We start from the raw sequence: 20,494 nt of genomic DNA, 5'->3' as shown, positions 1-20,494 counted from the left end.
GATTATTGTGGAACCATTCAGTTTCATATCCTCTCTCATAAAAGCAAGTGAAAAAGCATAAAACAGAATAAAAACCAACGCATATTTTTAAATAGTATTTAAAAACAATATTGGAAGAGTTTGAAAGGAACATGTATGAAAAAAAGAAATCCTTCCCCTTTTATCACCGAAATGATGGAAAAATTTCAACAACAGACTGAACAATCCCCCACCAGAACCCCCCCTCCCCAAATTTCTCAAAGTTTGCCAAAACCAACTGTACAAAAACGCCCAGAAAATTTATCACACCACCCAAAGGTTGCTCCACCGCCCCCCCCACGCATGAAAACCCCAGTGCAAACCAGCACAATACCTCCTAGCACCAAAAAACAAGAGACGCCTCCCCCACAAAAAAACTCCTCTCCGCATACACAAGCAGCGCCACAAAGACCTCCACGTGCAAAAGAGAGGCAACAAAACAAACCAACAGTTCAAGAGCCCCCCTCCCTACAGACAAAAGTGGCTCCGCCCCCTCCTCCACGCATGAGAGAAAAAACACAAACTGGCACAACAATCCCCAGCTCAAAAATCCCCAGTTCAAAAATCCAAGAAAACTCCTCTCCGCACACAAAAGCAGCACCACAAAGACCTCCGCGTGCAAAAGATAGGCAACAAAACAAACCAACAGTTCAAGAGCTCCCCTCCCTACAGACAAAAGTGGCTCCACCCCTTCCCCCACGCATGAGAGACAGAGTACAGAACGATGCAAAAATCCAGAATTCTGAAACACTCTACCCAAGTGTTAGCCCCAAAACACCAACACATATGAAAGTCAGGCAACAAAGTAGTTCATCATCACAAGATAGTGGAACATATGCAGTACCTCCTTCACGAAAACCACACCGTATGGAAAACAGAAAACAAAGCGATGCTGTCATCCCAAAACCTGCCTCTCCACACACAGCAATTGAACAGCCAAAACCGTCTCACGGACAAAAAACATCCATTAATACAATGGAAAGAGAGCTATTGCTCGTAGCATATCAAGAAGAAATACGATTTTTGTGCGAAAAGGTTTATGGCGACCGGCTTATTTTAAATGAAAGAATAGAAGCAATCAAAGAAAACCCCGATATGGGAGAACAGCTCTTATGGGATATTACAGAACGGCCTAAGTCTATTTCTAAGCTTGCTGGTAGAAAAGTTCTTGGCATAAAAAATCATGCGCGCAGAAAAGCTGAAGAAAATCTTCCTACCCTACGTACTGCAATTAACGATTATGTGTATACTTCAAAATATACAAAAAGTGAAAAGATTTCACAAGCTTCTCACACGGAACAACAACATCAGCGACAAGCACAAGAGGAAGAGCCAATAAATCAACATTTACAAAATCCGCTCAACTCAGAAAAGAAAATAAAGCCTCTCTCAAATCAGGAAATTGCCCGCAGAGTTCAACAAGATCCATCGATTCAATATGGTCAAAGAGAGGTCCAATATTGGTGCCAAATTGTTTATGATGATCCATTTGTTTTGCAATATAGACTAGAAGATATGCACAAAATTCCAGAGGTGGGAGAAGAGCTTGTATTTCAAATTGAAAAGGATTCTACATCTTTTGCTCCACTTGCTGGTAGAAAAACCCTTGGCATAAAAAACGGAGCACGCAAAGCCGCTGAAGAAAATATCCCTACCCTTTGTACCGCCATTAAAGATTATGCTGATACAATAAAACAGTTAAGAGAAACTATAGTGCAAAACCATCAGGAAGAGAAACAAAAACGTCATCAACCACTTACCGATCTCGATAAAAAATTACAAAAGCAGCAAAGCTTATCGCAGCCCCCGAAGTTACCTGAACGCTCAACAGCAAAGCGGCATCAAGAGGAAGACCAGCCACATATTCGACCGCGCAGAGCCGAAACATCAAAAGCTATAGCTTTGTCGTGATAAATCTCCTAATTGTTGGCTTTTCATACAAAACTTTGATGCAATTATCTTGCCAAGATTGCATCAAAGACGGTGTATGAAATACAGCAGACTTTGAATAAGACACCCCATTATTTTACAGAATTCATTGATAAAATTTCACGATAATACTTCATAAAAATTACACACTTTAACTTTGTTTCATGCGAATAAGGTCAATTTTTTTCAATCATTAAAATGGGCATTCTTCTTTGAAGAAAACACCATGAAATAATAAAAGGCAAAAAATGTAAAAAAGCTTTCAAAAAATAATGTTATCCTTTGAAAGGAAATATACATGAAAGAAAATACAGAACATTGTGCCTCTTCCATACAGGAAGAATTGCAAGAACAACACCCTGCAATCAGTGCAGCCATTTCAAAGAAAATCAATGAAGCATCGCAGAATTTCTTTTATCCCAATAGCAAAGTGCTTAAAAATAAATACCGCATCAAAGAGCAAGAAATATTAAAGGAACAATGTTGTGATGATGTAAAAAAAGAAATGATAAAACTGCGCCAAGAACCTCTACCTGAGCAGTTTAATTCCTCCTATCTAAAATATCTTCATCAACGCCTCTTTTCCCGTGCATTTGAATGGGCCGGACAAATACGCGAAAAACCATTTACATTTGAAGATGGTACTGTTGCTTCTATGCCCATTTTGAAAAGAAAAGAATTTACAAAACCTTTTGCGATTGGCAGAAAAATACAGGAGGGACTAGAAAAGTTAGATAAAACGCTTGCTGAAAAGAATAATTTACAAGGCTTAACTCGCGAAGAATTCGTTGAACAAGCAGCTGGAATAATGATAGATTTGCACCACTTGCACCCTTTCAGAGAGGGCAATAGGCGCACAAAGAGACTGTTTGTTGAAAAACTCGCTCAAGCAGCAGGACATGAGCTAGACTTTTCTCTTGTGAGCAAAAAACGTAAAGACTTTGTCCGCGCTGCTGCCATGGAACATAGCGATCCAGAGCCTATGAAGCATCTGCTTGAGGATATCTCAAATCCAGAAAAATTGCTCATTTTACAAGAATTTACCAACTCTATGAGAACGCTTGGATTGGATGAAAAAAATTATTATCTCACTGTCGTCGCAAAAGAAGGAGAAACCTATCATGGTACCTACAGAGGCAGTGGACCCAGTGGACCCAATGGCTTCATGCTTGATGCCAATGGGATTTTCATCTTGGGAAATAAAAAAGGTCTCACCCCAGAGCAAATACAGACATTAAAAATCGGTGACGCCCTCTCCTTTACAGCGCCCAAAACTCAAAACCCAGCAAAAAACATTGCTTCCAGAAAAAAAGAGCCGTTCTTACAAACGATGAAATAACTAAAAAGAGCAAAGACAACGCATCCATTCAAACAAAGAAAAAGCTCATTTTTCACCATGGATTGCCCCTCATGCTTTACATGACAGCATTGAAGTTATGTCCCAAAGTTTGCAAGAACAAATGACCAAACCAATTGCTCAATCTGCTTCCTCCATGAGGCAAATGCAAAAAGATTTCCAAAAAAACATTTTACAGACCAGCAATACAGCGACAAATAATCCAATATCTGCCCAAATGACAAAGGAAAAATGCTCTGATCATCAAGAAAGAACAAAACAGCCCCCCAAAAAAGCAACGGCATACTGGGACACTGGTACAAAAAAACGAACACCGTCCCTCTCACCTTACAAGAAAAATTATCCTCATCGCCTGAAACCGAAGAAAATAAGACAATGTACCGTAATTTCTTTTGCCCTAATAGTATCACTTTAAAAAATAAATATGGAATAAAAGACTATAAAAAATTAAAAGTGCAATGTGCCCATGATACAACAAAAGCAATCATTCATCTACGCCAAGAAGCGCCACCGCAAAAACTAACTTCCACATATCTCCAATTATTCATCACACCCTATTTAAAAATACTTTTGAATGGGCCGGACAAACACGGGAAAAACCATTTACATTTGAAGATGTTACCGTTGCTTATATGCCAATGATGAAAAAAGCTGGTATTTTTTGCCCCAGCAAAACAGATACAAGAGGGACTAGAAAATTTAGATAAAACACTTGCTGAAACGAATAGTTTAAAAGGCTTAACCCGCGAAACATTTGTTGAATATGTCACTGAAATGTTGATACAGCTCAACTATACGCATCCCTTCAGAGAAGGTAATGGACGCACACAACGAATGTTTTTTGAAAAACTTGGGCAAGTTGCTGGTCACACACTCGACTTTTCTCTTGTAACAGAAAAACGCATGAATCTTGCCAGCATTGCATCGCTAAAACATAATGATAAGGAAGAGATAAAACATCTGCTTGAGGATATCTCAAATCCAAAAAAAATACTTATTTTAAAAGAATTTATGTACAATATGAAACATCTTGGGTTTGAAAATATTCATCATCATCTTATTACAACAGCGAAAGAAGGTCATACCTATAAAGGCTTCTACAGAGGCAGTGGACCCAATAGCTTCATGCTTGATGCCAACGGGATTTTCATCTTGGGAAATAAAAAAGATCTCACCCCAGAGCAAATACAGACATTAAAAATCGGTGACGCCCTCTCCTTTACAGCACCAAAAGTTCAAAACCAGCAAGAAGTGCTTATCCCCGCAGAAACAATAGCCCCCCTTACCAACAATGAAATTACCACAAGGATAAAAAACAACGCATCCATTCAAGCAAGAAGAAAAGAAATCGAAACTTTGTGCCAAATCATTTATGGCAATCGTCATATTTTGGGAAAAAATTGAGATGATCCATGAAAATCATACTGAAGGAGAACAGCTCACCTATCAAATTGCCACCTCCCCCAATCTATTTCTAAACTTTCTGGTAGCAATGTATTTGGCATAAAAAACAACGCGCGCGCATGCTGAAGCAAATATTTTGCCCCTCTGTAGAGCCATTGATTGTTATATCAATATTTTTAAACAAACAGAAAGAGACATTCTCCATACCCATCATGTAAAACAAAGGCGGTGTGAACAATCGGTAGAAATGCCTAAGGCTTGGATGAAAAATCTCTTTTCCTTGTCAAAAGCACAACAGCAAGAAACCTTATCAAACTCTCCTGAATTAAGAGGGGAGATAAGGACTTATCTCAAAAAAATCAATGAGCGCTTATCCTCAAGCGAGCATGAAGCTATAAAGGAAAATAATCCTGAAAAACTTGCGAAGAGTCTTGGCACATCAACCGTTAAAGCAAAAGAGATTATGGAAATAGTCAAGCAAATAAAAGAGATAGAACAGCATATACAACCCATGTATTTTTATAACCATAAATTCGATGAGCGCCTAGCACCAAACCAGCATCAATCTATAAAGAAAAATAATGTTCCAATACTCTTAGTAACGAAACAATTAAAGTGCAAAAAATGACAGAAACCGTCAATCAGAGTCCTAAAAGACAAGAAAATATTCAACCTCACAAAACAGAGCACGCAAAAGCAATGGCAATGAATATCTAAAGGATTCATAAACTTTAACTTTTTGCCCTCTCTGATAAAAATGATAGCCTTTACCCGCCTGCTTTCATTGGCAAATCAATCGCACCTCAACAGGAATGGAAACCATGAGAGAACAAATTTATCTTATTTCCTCAGATTTTATCCTCATTAACTGTGAAAAGAAACCTGAACAGGCAAAATGCTGTTGAAAGATCACGTCTTCCTATCCTTTTGTTTATGTAATCTCTAGAACGGGAAGGCAGCCTAATTTGGGGAGAATATAAAGCTGTAAAAGTAAAAACCAATCACGAGCTTTGCCATCACCTTTTAGCTCAGCCTTACGACTTTTAAAAACATCTAAAGTACTGTCTTTTAAATAATGGATAAATAATGAAGATTGCGCATTGCTTCACGCTTTTATTTTATTTGCGTTCTTTAATAGGGTCACGCCCCTCACGTAAAACAGAACGGGTATTGGGTTGTACTATTCACGACATCACACCATAAAGAGGAATTATCATTATAGATCCCCATATGTCCCTTCAAACTGTTATGATATCGCCCCCATATTTCAGTTTGAAAAGAAATTTTAATTATTTTATGGCAAAATAAAAATTGTAATGCAACAGTAAACAAGGAGCATAAAAAAGTCTTCAAGCACCATTGTTGACAGAAAGATAAACACCGTCGTACAACGCTTACAAAAAGTATCCTTGATTGGGATACAGATCAGATTTTTACGATTTAAAACGGTTTATTTCTCCTGTCATCGCTTCTCTTTTACAACAAAACCGATATATCTTTATGACATTGATAAAAAAAATTGCAACAGTTGCTTCCGGAACCCTTATGAGCCGTATTTTTGGCTTCGTACGCGAAATGCTTATGGCAGCAGCGCTAGGGACCGGTCCTGTTTCTGATGCCTTTAACGCTGCTTTTCGTTTTCCCAACACATTTCGTCGTTTTTTTGCTGAAGGTGCCTTTAACGCTGCTTTCATTCCTCTTTTTGCAAAAAAAATCACTGAAGATGGTCAAGAAACGGCATGCAAATTTGCAGAAGAAGTCTTTGGCGTTCTCTTTTCGCTGCTCTTACTGTTAACGATTGCGATGGAACTGAGTATGCCTTTTCTGGTACGAACCATTATTGCCCCAGGTTTTACCGAAGATGCGACAAAATTTAACGCTACAATTCACTTTACTGCGATCATGTTTCCCTATTTAACCTGCATGTCGCTTGCTGCCATGATGGGAGGCATGCTTAATGCTCTGCGACGCTATTTTATTGCCGCCATTGCCCCACTCTTTTTAAACATTATTCTGATTGGTGTGCTTGCCTATGCTTGGATTTATAAACTTGACGCTTGGCATATTGGCTTAAATCTCTCTTGGGGTGTATTGGCAGCAGGGCTTCTTCAACTCACCTTAATTGCCCTTGCTTTGCGTCAAAGTGGCATGAAAATATCCTTCCGCTGGCCCCATTTAAGTTCTAATGTTCGCAAGCTATTAACTTTAGCATTCCCAGCGGCTATCACAGGTGGCATCACACAAATCAATTTGCTCATTAATACCAACATTGCTTCTAGTCAATCGGGTGCTGTCTCTTCTTTGATGTATGCTGATCGTCTTTATCAATTGCCTCTAGGCGTAATCGCCATTGCCGTTGCAACCGTTCTTTTACCAGAATTAACACGCGCTTTGCGAAGCAAAAAGCATGAAGAAACCCACCATTTACAAAACCGCTCTATTGAATTAACGCTATTGTTAACACTTCCAGCATCCATCGCTTTTTTGTTGCTCTCCACTCCCATTGTCAGTTTGCTCTTTGAGCGAGGACAATTTACCAGTCAATCAACACATCATGTGGCACAATTACTGGAACTTTATGGACTAGGACTTCCAGCTTTTGTTCTCATTAAGGTCTTTATTCCTAATTTTTTTGCCCATGAAGATACCAAAACACCGATGATTTTTACAGGTATTTGCGTTTTCATCAATATCAGTCTCGCCTTAACATTATTTCCTTCTTTTTCTGCACGAGGCATTGTTATTGCTGAAATTACTTCTGGATGGGTCAACGCCCTGTTGCTTTGGGGTGTCCTTCTCAAACGCGGTTATTGGAAATACGACTTCCAACTGATAAAGCGAATATTATGTCTCATGATGGCAACCCTTTTGAGTGCACTAGCCCTCTATTACGGATTGAATGTGTTTAGTTTTTTGTCTTTTCCTTTATCCTCACAAGCATCCTTTTTATTGCGCGCCAGCACCTTAGTTGGGATCATGCTTGGCATATTCTTGATCTATTTTAGTGCCTATTTTTTATTCAACACCCATTCCTTTTTTCACATGCTTAAAAATTTGAAAAAACGCCCATAATATCTATACTTTGTCAAAAACAATAAAACAAATAACCTTAATTGAAGAAAGAGCACTCCTATGGATACCTTCACACCACTTGTCTTTTCCGGCGTACAACCGAGTGGTCATTTACATCTTGGCAATTATCTTGGAGCCATTCAGCGTTGGGTTGAACTGCAAAACTCTCATCACTGCCTCTATTGTGTTGTGGATATGCATGCGCTCACAGTCAACCCAGATCCCCTTACTTTACGGGAATCCACCAGAACAGTGACAGCCGCCTTTTTAGCCTGCGGTATTGACCCTCAAAAACACATTATTTTTAACCAATCACGTGTTTTTCAACATGCTGAACTCGCCTGGATTTTTAATTGTGTTGCCCGTATCGGCTGGCTTCAACGCATGACACAATTTAAAGATAAAGCAGGAAAAGATCGCGAAAAAGCATCCCTCGGGCTTTTTGCCTATCCCACTTTGATGGCTGCTGATATTTTAGTCTATCGTGCAACGCATGTTCCAGTAGGCGAAGATCAAAAACAGCATGTTGAACTCACACGCGATATTGCACAAAAATTTAACAACGACTATGCACAACGTATTGCCGAATTAAATTTTGGTATCTCTATGCAAACGGATGAAGAAAAAAGGCAATGCTTCTTTCCCCTCCCAGAGGCGCTTATTGGAACAACAGCCACACGCGTTATGTCTTTGCGCGATGGGACGAAAAAAATGTCAAAATCAGATCCTTCAGATTTTTCACGCATTAATTTGACCGATGATGCTGATCTTATCGCAAAAAAAATACGCAAAGCCAAAACGGATTCGGCTCCTCTTCCCGATACCCTGACCGCTTTAAAAGAACGACCAGAAGTGGATAACCTGCTTGGTATTTATGCCGCCTTTGCTAACGTCAGCAAAGAAAAGATTCTTTTAGAATTTTCTGGTCAACAATTTTCGCATTTTAAAACAGCCCTAGCCGACCTTGCTGTCCATAAGCTTGCCCCTATAACAGAAGAATTACGTCGACTGCATCAAGAAAGTGATTATATCGACTCTGTTTTGCGTGATGGCGCTAAACGTGCTAGTATGCTCGCAGAAGAAAATATGAAAAAAATTCGTGAAATTATTGGATTTTTGCACGATACATAAAGATAATAAAACTAAAAACTGTAGAGAGCAAAAAAATCGTTTGTACAAAATAGAGAAAGTGCATGATTTCCAAACCAAAAAATCCGAAAAAAGAACCCAAGAAAAAGAACTTAGTCATTATTGATGAAACACCAGAGTGTCGGCGTGCCGTTGCGTTTGCCGCACAGCATGCCCAAAATACCAATAGAACATTGGTATTACTTTGTGTCGTTGATAGTGTGGAATTTCAACACTTTCTGGGTGTAAACAACGTTATGCGCACAGAATCAACGCAAAGTGCTCATAAAATATTAGGAGGCATTGCCAGTGAAGTCCGCACCACCCATGCGCTTGAAACAGAAATAGTGGTGCGTGAAGGAAAAAAAATTGATGAGATTTCCAAACTGATCGACGAAGATAAAAGGATTGCACTAATTGTTTTAGCAGCCAGTGGACATACAGAAGGACCAGGACCCCTTGTTCAATTAATCGGGAATAAAGGGACAGCTTTTTCAATTCCTGTCATTGTTATTCCTAGCAATCTTGCCGATGACGATATTAGATCTATTGCCTAAAAAATATAATATTCTACAATGTAAGATCTTCCTAATCCTTCATTATAAAAGGAGAGTCTATGTTTATTCAAACTGAAACCACACCAAACCCTGCAACACTTAAATTTCTGCCAGGACGCGTGGTTCTTTCTGAGGGCGTATTAGAATTTCGTGACCCTGAAGAAGCAGCTAAAAACTCACCTTTGGCGGCTAAGCTGTTTAATATTCCCAATATCAATGGTGTTTTTTTAGGCTATGATTTTATCACCGTAAGCAAAAAAGAAGGAGAATGGCAACATCTCAAGCCCGTCATTTTAGGCACAATCATGGAACATTTTCTATCCAATGAGCCAGTAATCACCACCAACGCTACAATACAAGCACAAACCCATGCCCTTAACGAAGAATTTTATGACGAAAAAGATGCTGATATTGTCTTAACCATTAAAGAGCTGCTTGAAACGCGTATCCGCCCAGCAGTTGCCAATGATGGTGGAGACATTACTTTTCGCGGATTTGAGAATGGTATTGTTTATCTCAATATGCGGGGTGCCTGCGCTGGATGTCCCTCTTCAACGGCAACCCTCAAACATGGTATTGAAAATCTTTTACGCCATTTTATCCCTGAAGTTTTAGGCGTTGAAGCCATGCCACAATAAATATTGACCTCAATAGGTAAAATAACCACACCGATTGCCCCTCTTCAACAGCGCTCAAACATGGAGTGCAAAAATCTTACGTCATTTTATTCCTGAAATTTTAAAAGTAAGCTATGTAGCCATAAAAATACAGTACTGTTAAAAAAGTCTGTCCAATAATAATACCTTCACTCACCTTTCACCTCCATATATGCCTTAAAAAGATTTCAAAGCCCCTTTTAAGAAGCATCGGTTGTTTCACAACAAACCCAATAATGATATCCACAGAAGTACAAAACATGGGCATGCACTTTAAATTTATTTTGTTTCATAATCTTGTCATGCAATTTTAACTAGGAAAACACGACCCGTTACAAAAAAAGAAAACCCAAAAAAGAAAACATTGTAAGATAGAGTGCCCATTTGCTCCATCTTTCTCACTTCTCCCAACGATAAAATCACGCAAAATACTTCTTGTAGCAGCCAATCAACAAAGATCACATTTTGCAACTTGAATGAGAATTCTGGCATTCTTCTTATTTCAATTCTGTTTTTATTGTATCAATCAAAATCGTCCGCTTACACAGCACAAACTGGATAATAACAAAAACTATTTTTAATAGCTCTTATACACACTTTTTATAAGAGACTGTTGCAGCACTAAAAACTGGAAAATGCATAACCGTACGACCTTATCAAGATCATACCGTCCTTTTTCTATTCTTAAAATCAAGAATTTCCCCTCTATCATTTTCAATCTCATTTCCATAAATATGACGCAAACGGTGGAATTACCTGTAAAAAATAAATACATTTAAGCTAGATCTATTATGATTGTTTGAGAAATTATCTAATAAAAAATGAGAATATTTCTTCAATCCAGTAGGAATAAGTTTGTCTGCTTTACCGCATTGTTCTTCTCATAAAGCACATACTTTTACTGTCGCATGTACGTCAACATCCAACTTCACCCATAACTGCGTATTAAAAGAAAAGACAGAGCCACTATTCCTCTGCGATACATGGCTTTGCAATAAAGGAAAATATATTGCCTCTATCTGATTGGTGTAATCTGTGAAACAACAAAAAAAGCCCATTCGAGAAGAATGTAAAAATAAAAAACCAGCGAAATGCAAAAACAATTGCAAGGGGATAAATGCCTAAACTTTTTTCACAAACTCCGACTTTAAACTCATCTGACCAATCCCTGGAATTTTGCAATCAATGTTATGATCCCCATCCACCAAGCGAATATTCTTTACCTTAGTACCACCTTTTAAAACAGATGAAGCGCCTTTTACTTTCAGATCTTTTATCACCATAACGGTATCTCCGTTTGTTAAAATCTGACCATTGGCATCATAAACAGTATTGACAAGAACAGTATCATCGTTTTTTTGTGGCCATTCATGTGCGCATTCAGGACACACAAAATTTTCACCATCTTCATAAGTATAAAGACAATCACAACGAGGACATTTGGGATATTGGGTCATAAATTCCCCTTTTAAAAGAAAAATCATTTGTTATGACTGGTCATAAAGCAAGAAGTACTTATTGTCCATTATTTTAGAAAAACATTTCCCTTTGTTTCAACCTTCATCTGCCAACTGTGTTCATGAATACTATCATCACATACCATACATGGGTTTATAAAAATGATTGATCATTATATAACTTAAATAAGCCCCCGCATATCATAAAATTTACTCACTTCATTCTCTCTCATAAATGAATCAAAATCATTTTCTTATACATCACCAATACAATTAACGAATGAATAAAAAACAATTAGAAAAGGAACATCTCTGAATAAAAACGCTTCCAAAAAGCTAAAAACTGAGAAACAAGAAAATGATAGACTCAACTTGACCTTTTATTTAAGTAAAGCATTCATAATGTTAGAGAACAAACTGATTTATGATCATAGTTAATGGTTTTGTATATTGAATGAGAGCCAATAAATAAGCTGAGATTCTCTCAACCTCTTTTACATTGAATAAACCAAAGCCTTTTCCTTGCATGTTACAAGTAGGAAGAGCCGTGTAAAACAATTATTCAAAATACTAAATACTCTCAAATATAAGAGCCAACATTGAAAGCGGGCAAAGTGAATGATGGTGCTGGTCTTACTCTCTCATAAGCATAAAAATGGTGCTGCTCAATGGATGGCCGGTTATCCCTTTCAAAAGTAACACGCATAAGATACGTTTTTAGCGTTTTGAGAGAGATGCTTCTTTAAGACAAACATATGAAATGTGTAACAATGATCGTATTTTGTTGTGTATGAGCCCCCCCTATTAAACAAACATTTCTATCAAACCATTAGAAACCATTGGACATAAATTCCCCGATTCTGCCTAATTATAATTACCTACAGTATTCGGTTTTAAGAAGCCCGCAGTTTTAAGAATCCGATTGATATGTAAAAGAGGAAAAACAAAGCGAGCTTGAAAATGGAAGCTCTGCCTTATGGCCAATAAAATCACGTCCCTAAAAACATACCTCATGTGATCAATCATCATACCTTTACAAAAAACATTCCACTGATCTTAGGTGATAATATCAGGGCGATCTCGCCCCAATGCTTGTTGTATATTTAACAGTTTTAGTGCCACCTGTTGCAAAGGTTGGAGAACTTCTTGCGGATTAAAATTGTGTTTGCGCGGATCACTTTCATACTGTTCAAAATAAAGTCGTAAAGTAGCACCTAGCGTCCCTGTTCCCGACAAACGGATCACCAACCGTGCTCCGTTCTCGAAAAAAATACGTATACCTTGCCGCGTGCTAACGCTCTGATCAACAGGATCATGATATGTAAAATCATCTGCTTTTTTGACGAAAAATCCAGCAATTTCAGTTCCTGCATGTGGTAAGTGCGTACGCAAATGTTCTATAAGTTCCAAAGCTTTATCTGCTTCGACTTCTTCATAATCATGCCGTAACGTGTAAAAACGCCCATAGGTGTACCAATGCTGCTGAACTATTTGTGCGACAGTTTTTTCTGTTATCGCTAAAAGATTTAACCAAAATAAGACAGCCCATAAACCATCTTTTTCGCGGATGTGATGAGAGCCAGTTCCAAAGCTTTCTTCACCACAAAAGGTTACTTTCCCCGCATCCAAAAGGTTTCCAAAAAACTTCCATCCCGTTGGCGTTTCAAAAAAGTTTAATCCGTGTTTTTCCGCAACCAGATCAGCAGCACGTCCCGTCGGCATAGAACGCGCTATCCCCACAACACCTTTTCGATATCCTTTAATGAGGTGTGCATGCTCAGCCATAATAGCCAAAGAATCTGAAGGCGAGACAAATTGCCCACGACCAATAATGAGGTTACGATCTCCATCACCATCAGAGGCTGCGCCAAGATCTGGTCCTTTCTCTGACATCAATAAATCATAAAGAGCCTTGGCATAAACCAAATTGGGATCCGGATGACCGCCTCCAAAATCTGGCAAAGGAATACCATTAACCACCGTTCCTTCAGAAAATCCTAAGCATTTTTCAAAAATTTCATGAGCATAAGGCCCTGTTACCGCATGCATAGCATCAAACCGTAAAGTAAGACCTCGAGCGACGGCCTTGGCAATACAGTCAAAATCAAAAAGCTCCTGCATCAAAGCAACATAATCAGCAACAGAATCAATAATATCAATCCGCATGGCTCCCATAAAGATCGTACCTTGCCTATCTAAATCAATATCTGGTGCTTCAAGAATTTTATAAAAGGAAAGACGTTGCGATGTTGCAAAAATAGCATCACATAAAGAATTAGGAGCGGGTCCACCATTAGAAACATTGTATTTGATACCACAATCTCCCTCTGGACCACCAGGATTATGGCTTGCAGAAAGAATAAGTCCACCATGAGCATGGGTTTTACGAATAAGATGCGAAACAGCAGGTGTAGAAAGAATACCGCCCCTTCCCATTTTAACACAAGAAACACCATGCGCCGCTGCCATCTTCAACACAATCTGAAGGAGAGTACGATTAAAAGTGCGCCCATCGCCCCCAAGAATCAACATTTTTCCTTCAAGAGGTCCAATGTTATCAAAAAGAGACTGTATAAAGTTTTCTACATAATGAGGTTGTTGAAAAACAGACACTTTTTTGCGCAAACCAGACGTTCCCGGTTTTTGCCCCTCAAAAGCCGTGGTCAAAACTGTCTTTATGGTCATGTAAATACCTTCATATTCTTTCCTTTAATTTTAAGGTGAAGAGTATCCAAAGTCGACCATTAATTCTACTTGACGGAAGTGTGAAATATTTGCACACTCGTTAGAAGTAAGAATTCTTAAAGAATCCCTTTTATTTAAACCGTTCTTTCCGATATGCTTTTAAAGACAAAAGCTGTTTTAAAACGAAATTTTTGTAAAAAATATAGGAGCATCCTTATGATGAAAAAAACTGTTCCCAATGTAACATTCCATACACGTGTCCGAGATGAAGTGGGTGAAAATAATTCTTATCGGTGGCAAGAAGTTAACAGCGATTCTTACTTTAAAGGAAAGCGTGTTATTCTTTTTTCTCTTCCTGGAGCATTTACCCCTACTTGCTCAACCTTTCAGCTGCCTGACTTTGAAAAACTCTATGATGAATTTAAACAAGCGGGTATTGATGAAATTTATTGCCTTTCCGTCAATGATGCTTTTGTCATGAACGCTTGGGGAAAAACACAAAATATCAAAAACGTGAAATTAATTCCTGATGGCTCTGGTGAATTCACACGCAAAATGGGTATGCTGGTTGCAAAAGACAATGTTGGTTTCGGCATGCGATCATGGCGCTATGCTGCCGTTATTAATGATGGTGTGGTTGAGCAATGGTTTGAAGAAGCGGGTTTTTCAGACAATTGCATGACAGATCCTTACGAAGTCTCTTCACCACAAAATGTTTTAAAAGCTTTGAAAAGCTAATTCCGCCCCCAAAGTCGTCCATTTAAACAAAATTTAACGACACAAATTTCCTTAGTAAAGAAAATTTGTGTCGTTTGTATTTTTTGAAACATCTATTTGTCAAAGCAGACACTATAATTTGGTTGAGCGTTTTCGGTAAGAAAATATCCCAGCAATAAATTTTTAATAGGTATTTCACGTTTTAACTGCTTTGAAAAAACTTTGTGTCAAACAATAATTTGATTTATAAAGATAATTTATAATTTTTCATGTCGAATGAGAGGCACTGAATATCATAAGATTGTTTTATTTTATCCCTTCTTATATTGAATCTCTTAAAACTATTTTCTTGCTCATTAGCACGTGAGATTGGCATATGAATAAACGGTTAAAAAGAGTATAAATGCGTCTCATAAACGCTCTAAAACACAAAAGCTATGAACATCATTACTGCAAGCTTCACAAAAGCATCAAGAAAAAAATATGGTATAAAAACGGCTCTGCATAAATAACCGTTCATGAAGAATATTAAATAAAAACAGATCCCGTAAACATTCCAATTCACATACAATAAACAGATTCATTGCTGTTTTAATAGTCATTTATTCTAAGCTTTTATTTTTCTCTAAGAGAAAAACAGTTAAAGAAGGCGTCTATTTGGATATTCTACCATAAAGTGTTTTTTCATTTCTTCCTCTTCTATCTCTTCCTCTTCATCGAGCTCAAAATCTTCATCACATTCAGGAAGACCAAAAATATCTGGATTAATGAAATAACAATCTTTTTTTGTCCCCTTCGCTACAATTTTATTCTCTTCTAATTCTTTGATACCTTCTTTAAAACTTTCAAAATTAAGATATTCTGGTTCTTGAATTGAAAGATCGCAAGTCAAAAATTCCTCAAGAATATCATGATCCAATGTTATCTGATCAAACCACAAATCCACATCATCTTCATCTGACATTTTCCCTACCTGCCACAACATCACCAAAAAAGCTTTCATACCACTAAATGATAGCCCCAAAATCATACGCCGACACGACGAGGCGCCTGAAAAAGTAATTTGCGGAAGATTTTCAAATCTGAAGTTTGAAGGAGGGAGTTTAAATGATTTTCCAATATTCTCAGGTCTTTCAAGAATAAAGGGATTTCGTTCATAGAGCACGGTAAAATCATATTGGGCCATTTTTATTTCTCCATTAAAGAATTGATTTTATTGAAATAATGCATACTATCAGTCAGTTACCATTATGGCAGCTTACAATTCATCCAAACATGCTCCTGTAAAAAATTGTTCGATTTAAGTCATTCCATTGTTTTTTGAAGCTTAAAAAGTCTTTTAGGATAAAACGCTCTCGTTCTCCCTCCTTTTGCAATAATGCTAGATTTTGTAATGTCTAAGAAGAGAACATCAAAGAATTTGATGCTCATAGATGAGAATTCAAAGATGAAGCCAATATGAACTTGTCAATATTTTTATAAACTTTTGCAGAAGCGTTACGTGAAACCCTTTAATTTTCTCAGAGTTTTTTCTTCGTTAAAATTTTTTTGCTCATTTTAACGCATGCGTAAGTATGCCTAAACGAGAAAAGTACAGATTTTAAAAATTGAATCTCAAATTTCCCGAATATTTCAGGCAATCGCTTCTATAAAACTTTTACCATAACCGCCTTTGAGCTGCTAAAATATCTTGTACTGTTTGAACCAATTGCTCTTCATCAACCGTCACTTGTGCTGGTCGACTTTCACGCCATGTTTGATTATCTTTGATCTCATGAGATAAACGCGCCCCTTCAATCAAATCTTTAATCTGTATTTTTCCACTCTCACGTTCTTGTGAACCTTGGATAACCACACAAGGAGCTTTGCGCCGATCTGCATATTTCATCTGTGCTTTTATCCCCGATTCCCCCAAATAGAGCTCAGCACGAATTCCCGCATCACGCAATTGCATCACCATTTTTTGATAACCAGCAACTGCCTCTGGCTCTTTATCCATCCTCAGTACCACAACCGGCCCTGTTGTGTCCTTCATAGGCAACTTTCCAAGATTTTGCAAAGCTGCGATCAAGCGTGAGACCCCGATTGAAAAACCTGTTGCCGGAATATTTTCACCACGAAAGCGTGCCACCAATCCATCATAGCGCCCTCCGCCACCAACAGAACCAAAAACAACTTTTTGCCCATCATCATTGAGAACATCAAAAAGCAATGCCGCCTCAAAAACAGGTCCCGTATAATATTCCAATCCACGAACCACCGAAGGGTCAATTTTAATGCGATTGTGATAACCATTAGCGACAAAGATTGCTTGCATTTCCTCAAGCTCGCGAACCCCTTCAAGCCCCTGAGCACTCTGACCAACGACTTGTCTGAGAACATCAAGGATTTCTTCTGCCGTTTTTGCATTTACAGTCAGTAAGGAAAGAATACACTCAATCTCTTTATCCTTAAGCTCGGCCCCTTTTGTAAAATCACCACTTTCATCCAAACGCCCCTTGCCTAGAAGCAAACGCACGCCTTCAGGACCAAATTTATCCAGTTTATCCATTGCTCGAAGAACAATTAAGCGCCTTTCAATCTGCTCCCTTTCCCCTAAACCAATCAATTCTAAAACACTTTCCAGAATTTTTCGGTTATTCAAGCGAATGGCATAATCATGCTGGTGAAACCCTAACTTTTCCAAACTGTCTGCTGCCATCATACAAATTTCGGCATCCGCTGCTACCGTTGATGTTCCAACAATATCCGCATCAAACTGCATAAATTGCCGAAAGCGCCCTGGTCCAGGTTTTTCATTGCGAAACACAAAACCAAGACGATAACTGCGATAAGGCTTTGGCAAAACTTCAAAATTCTCTGCAAAATAACGAGCAAGAGGAGCAGTTAGATCATAGCGCAAAGACATCCATTGCTCATCATCATCTTGTAGCGAAAAAACGCCCGCATTTGGACGATCTTCATCAGGTAAAAACTTACCCAAGACATCCGTATATTCAAAAATTGGTGTTTCCAGTGCCTCGAAGCCGTAAAGTTCATAAACTTCACGAATTTTTGTAATCATTGTTTCAGTTGCATACAACTGTGCACTTGTACGATCCATAAAACCACGGGGTAAACGGGCTTTGGTTTTTTCTTGTTTCAATGACATGTTATTCTCTAGCAACAATATGTGTTCACGAATAACCATTATCCCATAGAAACCAACGCTGCAATGACTTTATCAATCTAAAAACTTTTAATAACATGTTAGAGTCTTTTATTTTACAAAAACAATATCCTTATAAAGCGATATTCTAAAAGAGTTTATCCTGTAAGATGAATCATAGCCCTTAAACTAAAATGTTCCCAAAACGAATACACTCTCCAAGCCCTCTTATGCCTCATCTTTTAGCACTGTTCAGGTATTCCTTGCATTTTCTTCCTTATATCTTGTCTTCCTTGAAGCAATTTTTCATATATTTCCAAGATTTCTGCATTTTTTTTCAAACATTTGCTTTCCGTATTTGATCCTCCCAATCCCAACAGAAAATAAGAAATATATGAACACTTTTTGAAAAGATCAAAAATAACTCTTGACTTTAGATAAAGAAAATCACTTTTTGAAAGAAGTATCTGACTTAAAATTTGATAAGCCCCCTTCTTTTATAAGAGCTTTTTTTCTTTGATAACTTAGCAAAAAACTTTAAGATAGAAGCGTATTTTTAGATTGCTCGGCAAAATCATGAATAACATTTTTTAAATCAACACTATTTCGACCAACCTGTGTAATCGATCTTGAAATGGAAGGAATAAGATTCTGCCATAGCCTTTGAGGAAACTGCTGAGTTAATTGTGTTATTGTTCCCCCTTGAGCCCCAATACCAGGAACGAGAAATAAGTTATTTTCTAACTGTTCGATTGTATCTTTTGCTTCATTGCCCAATGTTGCTCCAATCACTGCCCCAATAGGACCAACATGATGATATTGACTTGAAGATTGGCTATTATATTCAAAAATACGCTGTGCCAAATGAACAGAAACTGTTTGATCACCAATGCGCGCATTTCGAATGTGCCTTCCCTCTGGATTCGAAGATTGAACAACCATAAAAACAGCCGTTTTTGTTTCTTCTGCAATCTTTATTAAAGGAATGAGAGCATCAAATCCTAAAAAAGGATTGACTGTTATAGCATCTGCTTTAAACGCACTGCTTGAACCAAGCCAAGCTTTACCGTAAGCCTCAGCGGTAGAGCCAATATCCCCTCTTTTCGTATCAACGAGAACCAACAAACCTTGTGCCTGTGCATTTTCAATAAGCTCTTTGAGAATTTGAAGCCCTTCCACCCCATATAACTCAAAAAATGCGGCTTGAGGTTTTATCATCCCCACTTTACCCACAACCGCTGCTAAGAGAATATCACAAAAATCTTTTAGACCTTTATAATCACAGCTTAAATTCCATGATTGCAAAACTTTATGACTCGGATCAAAACCAACACAAAGCGGTCCATATTTCTCACTATTTTTAAAAAAAGCTGAACAAAACATTTTATATCCTAACACGGTCTGTCTTTAAACTTTTTGATACAATCAAAAAGAAAAGCATTTGTCAAAAGAATACAATGCTGAAAACACAAAGAAAGAGCTCTCTATACAAAGTGTGCTTTTATTTGTGAAAGAATATAAACAAAAAAAACATCCATATTATTTTGTTCAATGAACTCATAAATCCCAATAGCGTGCCTTGTCGTTTTTACACCCCTTTTTTATGATCAACAAAAACTCTCTATGAACGTGCTTTAAACAAAAGTTTTAAAAGAAAATGCCCTACCATGATGATCACCGTCTTGTTTTCGATGTTTTCTGTCCTTTTTATCGGCTATTTACCACTTTTGGAACATAATTGGCAAAAAGACATTGTATCTCCAGCATATTCAAGGAGATAAAACATGGAAACTCGCATTCCTGAAGACACACCATTCGATACGAATTTTCTAGGAGAAACATCTCTAGACGAAAAGTATTCATTCTTTCACACACCCATTTCATGGTCCGCAATCTTTGCTGGACTGGTGAGCGCCCTTGCCACCTCAATCTGCCTCTCTTTTCTGGTAGCCGCTTTAGGCTTAAGCCAAATGGATTTCACCTCTTCAACCCCATTTGAAGGCTCTTTCCTCTCCTTTGGCGTGGGTTCTGTTATCGTTACACTGATTAGCCTAGCCTTGGGAGGCTTTGTAGCTGGCCGTTTTGCTGAAACCTCAGGAACGATTCATGGCTTTCTCACTTGGGCTCTCATAACATTGCTAATGACCCTCCAAGCCATCCACGTGGTTTCTAGTACAGCAAAGATAGGAGCTAAAACGGCTCTAGAAAACAGCTCCATGGTCCAACAAACCGTAGACAGCCTCAAAACCAATATTTCCCCTATACTTGCAAAATTAAACAGCGAAAGTGTTGAAAAGTTTTTTGCAAAAAACAGTGACAATGGCATCAATTTCGATCAACTTTCGAGTGAATTGCGCACCCTTCTT

At 38.1% G+C, this 20,494-nt stretch carries 15 protein-coding genes and 2 pseudogenes; 11 read left to right on the top strand and 6 right to left on the bottom strand.

Translation table 11 applies throughout. The features are described from left to right. The first annotated feature begins 135 nt into the window (after positions 1–135). The 5 genes from ACFIKJ_RS07265 (at position 136) to ACFIKJ_RS07245 (ending at position 5,336) form a co-directional block, all read left to right on the top strand. A complete protein-coding gene (locus ACFIKJ_RS07265; RefSeq protein WP_375626402.1) occupies positions 136–1,929 on the top strand; it encodes a BID domain-containing T4SS effector in 1,794 nt (597 codons plus the stop codon). Between the two features lie 316 nt (positions 1,930–2,245). Next, complete coding sequence (locus ACFIKJ_RS07260) at positions 2,246–3,286, top strand: Fic family protein (protein ID WP_375626404.1); 1,041 nt, start codon at positions 2,246–2,248, stop codon at positions 3,284–3,286. Between the two features lie 97 nt (positions 3,287–3,383). Continuing rightward, positions 3,384–3,719: a hypothetical protein gene (locus ACFIKJ_RS07255; protein WP_375626406.1), complete on the top strand. Its 336-nt coding sequence runs from the start codon at positions 3,384–3,386 to the stop codon at positions 3,717–3,719. A 236-nt stretch (positions 3,720–3,955) separates the two neighbouring features. Further along, positions 3,956–4,708, top strand: coding sequence for a Fic family protein (locus ACFIKJ_RS07250; RefSeq protein WP_375670404.1), 753 nt, complete (start codon positions 3,956–3,958; stop codon positions 4,706–4,708). Positions 4,709–4,970: 262 nt separating this feature from the next. Then, positions 4,971–5,336: a hypothetical protein gene (locus ACFIKJ_RS07245; RefSeq protein WP_375670399.1), complete on the top strand. Its 366-nt coding sequence runs from the start codon at positions 4,971–4,973 to the stop codon at positions 5,334–5,336. 306 nt (positions 5,337–5,642) lie between these two features. On the opposite strand, the pseudogene ACFIKJ_RS07240 reads toward ACFIKJ_RS07245, so the two are convergent. Further along, positions 5,643–5,874, bottom strand: a pseudogene (locus tag ACFIKJ_RS07240) (integrase); the annotation flags it as partial. A 334-nt stretch (positions 5,875–6,208) separates the two neighbouring features. Here ACFIKJ_RS07240 and murJ point away from each other — a divergent pair. The 4 genes from murJ (at position 6,209) to ACFIKJ_RS07220 (ending at position 10,103) form a co-directional block, all read left to right on the top strand. Beyond that, entirely contained in the window at positions 6,209–7,780 is a 1,572-nt protein-coding gene (gene murJ, locus ACFIKJ_RS07235; protein ID WP_375652013.1) for a murein biosynthesis integral membrane protein MurJ, read from the top strand. A gap of 60 nt (positions 7,781–7,840) precedes the next feature. Next, entirely contained in the window at positions 7,841–8,911 is a 1,071-nt protein-coding gene (gene trpS / locus ACFIKJ_RS07230) for a tryptophan--tRNA ligase (protein WP_375627368.1), read from the top strand. Positions 8,912–8,973: 62 nt separating this feature from the next. After that, complete coding sequence (locus ACFIKJ_RS07225; RefSeq protein ID WP_375626412.1) at positions 8,974–9,465, top strand: universal stress protein; 492 nt, start codon at positions 8,974–8,976, stop codon at positions 9,463–9,465. A gap of 59 nt (positions 9,466–9,524) precedes the next feature. Next, positions 9,525–10,103 (top strand): NifU family protein, encoded by a 579-nt coding sequence (locus tag ACFIKJ_RS07220; RefSeq protein ID WP_015856727.1) that lies wholly within the window; start codon positions 9,525–9,527, stop codon positions 10,101–10,103. A gap of 1,139 nt (positions 10,104–11,242) precedes the next feature. Here the strand turns inward: ACFIKJ_RS07220 and ACFIKJ_RS07215 are convergent. Further along, the gene (locus ACFIKJ_RS07215) at positions 11,243–11,578 is read right to left on the bottom strand and encodes a zinc ribbon domain-containing protein YjdM (protein ID WP_375618296.1); all 336 of its coding nucleotides are present in this window, start codon (positions 11,576–11,578) and stop codon (positions 11,243–11,245) included. 1,056 nt (positions 11,579–12,634) lie between these two features. Then, positions 12,635–14,263: an alpha-D-glucose phosphate-specific phosphoglucomutase gene (locus ACFIKJ_RS07210; RefSeq protein WP_375653912.1), complete on the bottom strand. Its 1,629-nt coding sequence runs from the start codon at positions 14,261–14,263 to the stop codon at positions 12,635–12,637. Between the two features lie 216 nt (positions 14,264–14,479). Here ACFIKJ_RS07210 and ACFIKJ_RS07205 point away from each other — a divergent pair, with 216 nt between their 5' ends. Further along, positions 14,480–15,001, top strand: a complete 522-nt coding sequence (locus ACFIKJ_RS07205; RefSeq protein ID WP_375626417.1) for a peroxiredoxin — start codon at positions 14,480–14,482, stop codon at positions 14,999–15,001. A gap of 619 nt (positions 15,002–15,620) precedes the next feature. Here ACFIKJ_RS07205 and ACFIKJ_RS07200 read toward each other — a convergent pair. The 3 genes from ACFIKJ_RS07200 to pyrF all read right to left on the bottom strand — a co-directional run bounded on the left by ACFIKJ_RS07200 (position 15,621) and on the right by pyrF (position 19,511). Next, positions 15,621–16,166: a replication protein gene (locus tag ACFIKJ_RS07200; protein WP_375670398.1), complete on the bottom strand. Its 546-nt coding sequence runs from the start codon at positions 16,164–16,166 to the stop codon at positions 15,621–15,623. A gap of 471 nt (positions 16,167–16,637) precedes the next feature. After that, on the bottom strand, positions 16,638–18,131 hold the full coding sequence (gene hisS, locus ACFIKJ_RS07195; RefSeq protein WP_375670397.1) for a histidine--tRNA ligase: 1,494 nt from the start codon (positions 18,129–18,131) through the stop codon (positions 16,638–16,640). Between the two features lie 534 nt (positions 18,132–18,665). Next, positions 18,666–19,511: an orotidine-5'-phosphate decarboxylase gene (gene pyrF, locus ACFIKJ_RS07190; RefSeq protein ID WP_375626423.1), complete on the bottom strand. Its 846-nt coding sequence runs from the start codon at positions 19,509–19,511 to the stop codon at positions 18,666–18,668. A 401-nt stretch (positions 19,512–19,912) separates the two neighbouring features. Here pyrF and ACFIKJ_RS07185 point away from each other — a divergent pair. Next, a pseudogene (locus ACFIKJ_RS07185) lies at positions 19,913–20,494 on the top strand (TIGR04086 family membrane protein); the annotation flags it as partial.

This window comes from Bartonella sp. PS7NMGDW (assembly GCF_042193585.1).
GTDB lineage: Bacteria > Pseudomonadota > Alphaproteobacteria > Rhizobiales > Rhizobiaceae > Bartonella > Bartonella grahamii.
This window is presented reverse-complemented; position numbering and strand designations above follow the sequence as displayed.

Bases quoted from the DNA above. Each gene is read 5' to 3' on its own strand.
- ACFIKJ_RS07265 (WP_375626402.1), top strand. From the start codon at position 136: ATGAAAAAAAGAAATCCTTCCCCTTTTATCACCGAAATGATGGAAAAA.
- ACFIKJ_RS07260 (WP_375626404.1), top strand. From the start codon at position 2,246: ATGAAAGAAAATACAGAACATTGTGCCTCTTCCATACAGGAAGAATTG.
- ACFIKJ_RS07255 (WP_375626406.1), top strand. From the start codon at position 3,384: ATGTCCCAAAGTTTGCAAGAACAAATGACCAAACCAATTGCTCAATCT.
- ACFIKJ_RS07245 (WP_375670399.1), top strand. From the start codon at position 4,971: ATGAAAAATCTCTTTTCCTTGTCAAAAGCACAACAGCAAGAAACCTTA.
- murJ (WP_375652013.1), top strand. From the start codon at position 6,209: ATGACATTGATAAAAAAAATTGCAACAGTTGCTTCCGGAACCCTTATG.
- trpS (WP_375627368.1), top strand. From the start codon at position 7,841: ATGGATACCTTCACACCACTTGTCTTTTCCGGCGTACAACCGAGTGGT.
- ACFIKJ_RS07225 (WP_375626412.1), top strand. From the start codon at position 8,974: ATGATTTCCAAACCAAAAAATCCGAAAAAAGAACCCAAGAAAAAGAAC.
- ACFIKJ_RS07220 (WP_015856727.1), top strand. From the start codon at position 9,525: ATGTTTATTCAAACTGAAACCACACCAAACCCTGCAACACTTAAATTT.
- ACFIKJ_RS07215 (WP_375618296.1), bottom strand. From the start codon at position 11,578: ATGACCCAATATCCCAAATGTCCTCGTTGTGATTGTCTTTATACTTAT.
- ACFIKJ_RS07210 (WP_375653912.1), bottom strand. From the start codon at position 14,263: ATGACCATAAAGACAGTTTTGACCACGGCTTTTGAGGGGCAAAAACCG.
- ACFIKJ_RS07205 (WP_375626417.1), top strand. From the start codon at position 14,480: ATGATGAAAAAAACTGTTCCCAATGTAACATTCCATACACGTGTCCGA.
- ACFIKJ_RS07200 (WP_375670398.1), bottom strand. From the start codon at position 16,166: ATGGCCCAATATGATTTTACCGTGCTCTATGAACGAAATCCCTTTATT.
- hisS (WP_375670397.1), bottom strand. From the start codon at position 18,131: ATGTCATTGAAACAAGAAAAAACCAAAGCCCGTTTACCCCGTGGTTTT.
- pyrF (WP_375626423.1), bottom strand. From the start codon at position 19,511: ATGTTTTGTTCAGCTTTTTTTAAAAATAGTGAGAAATATGGACCGCTT.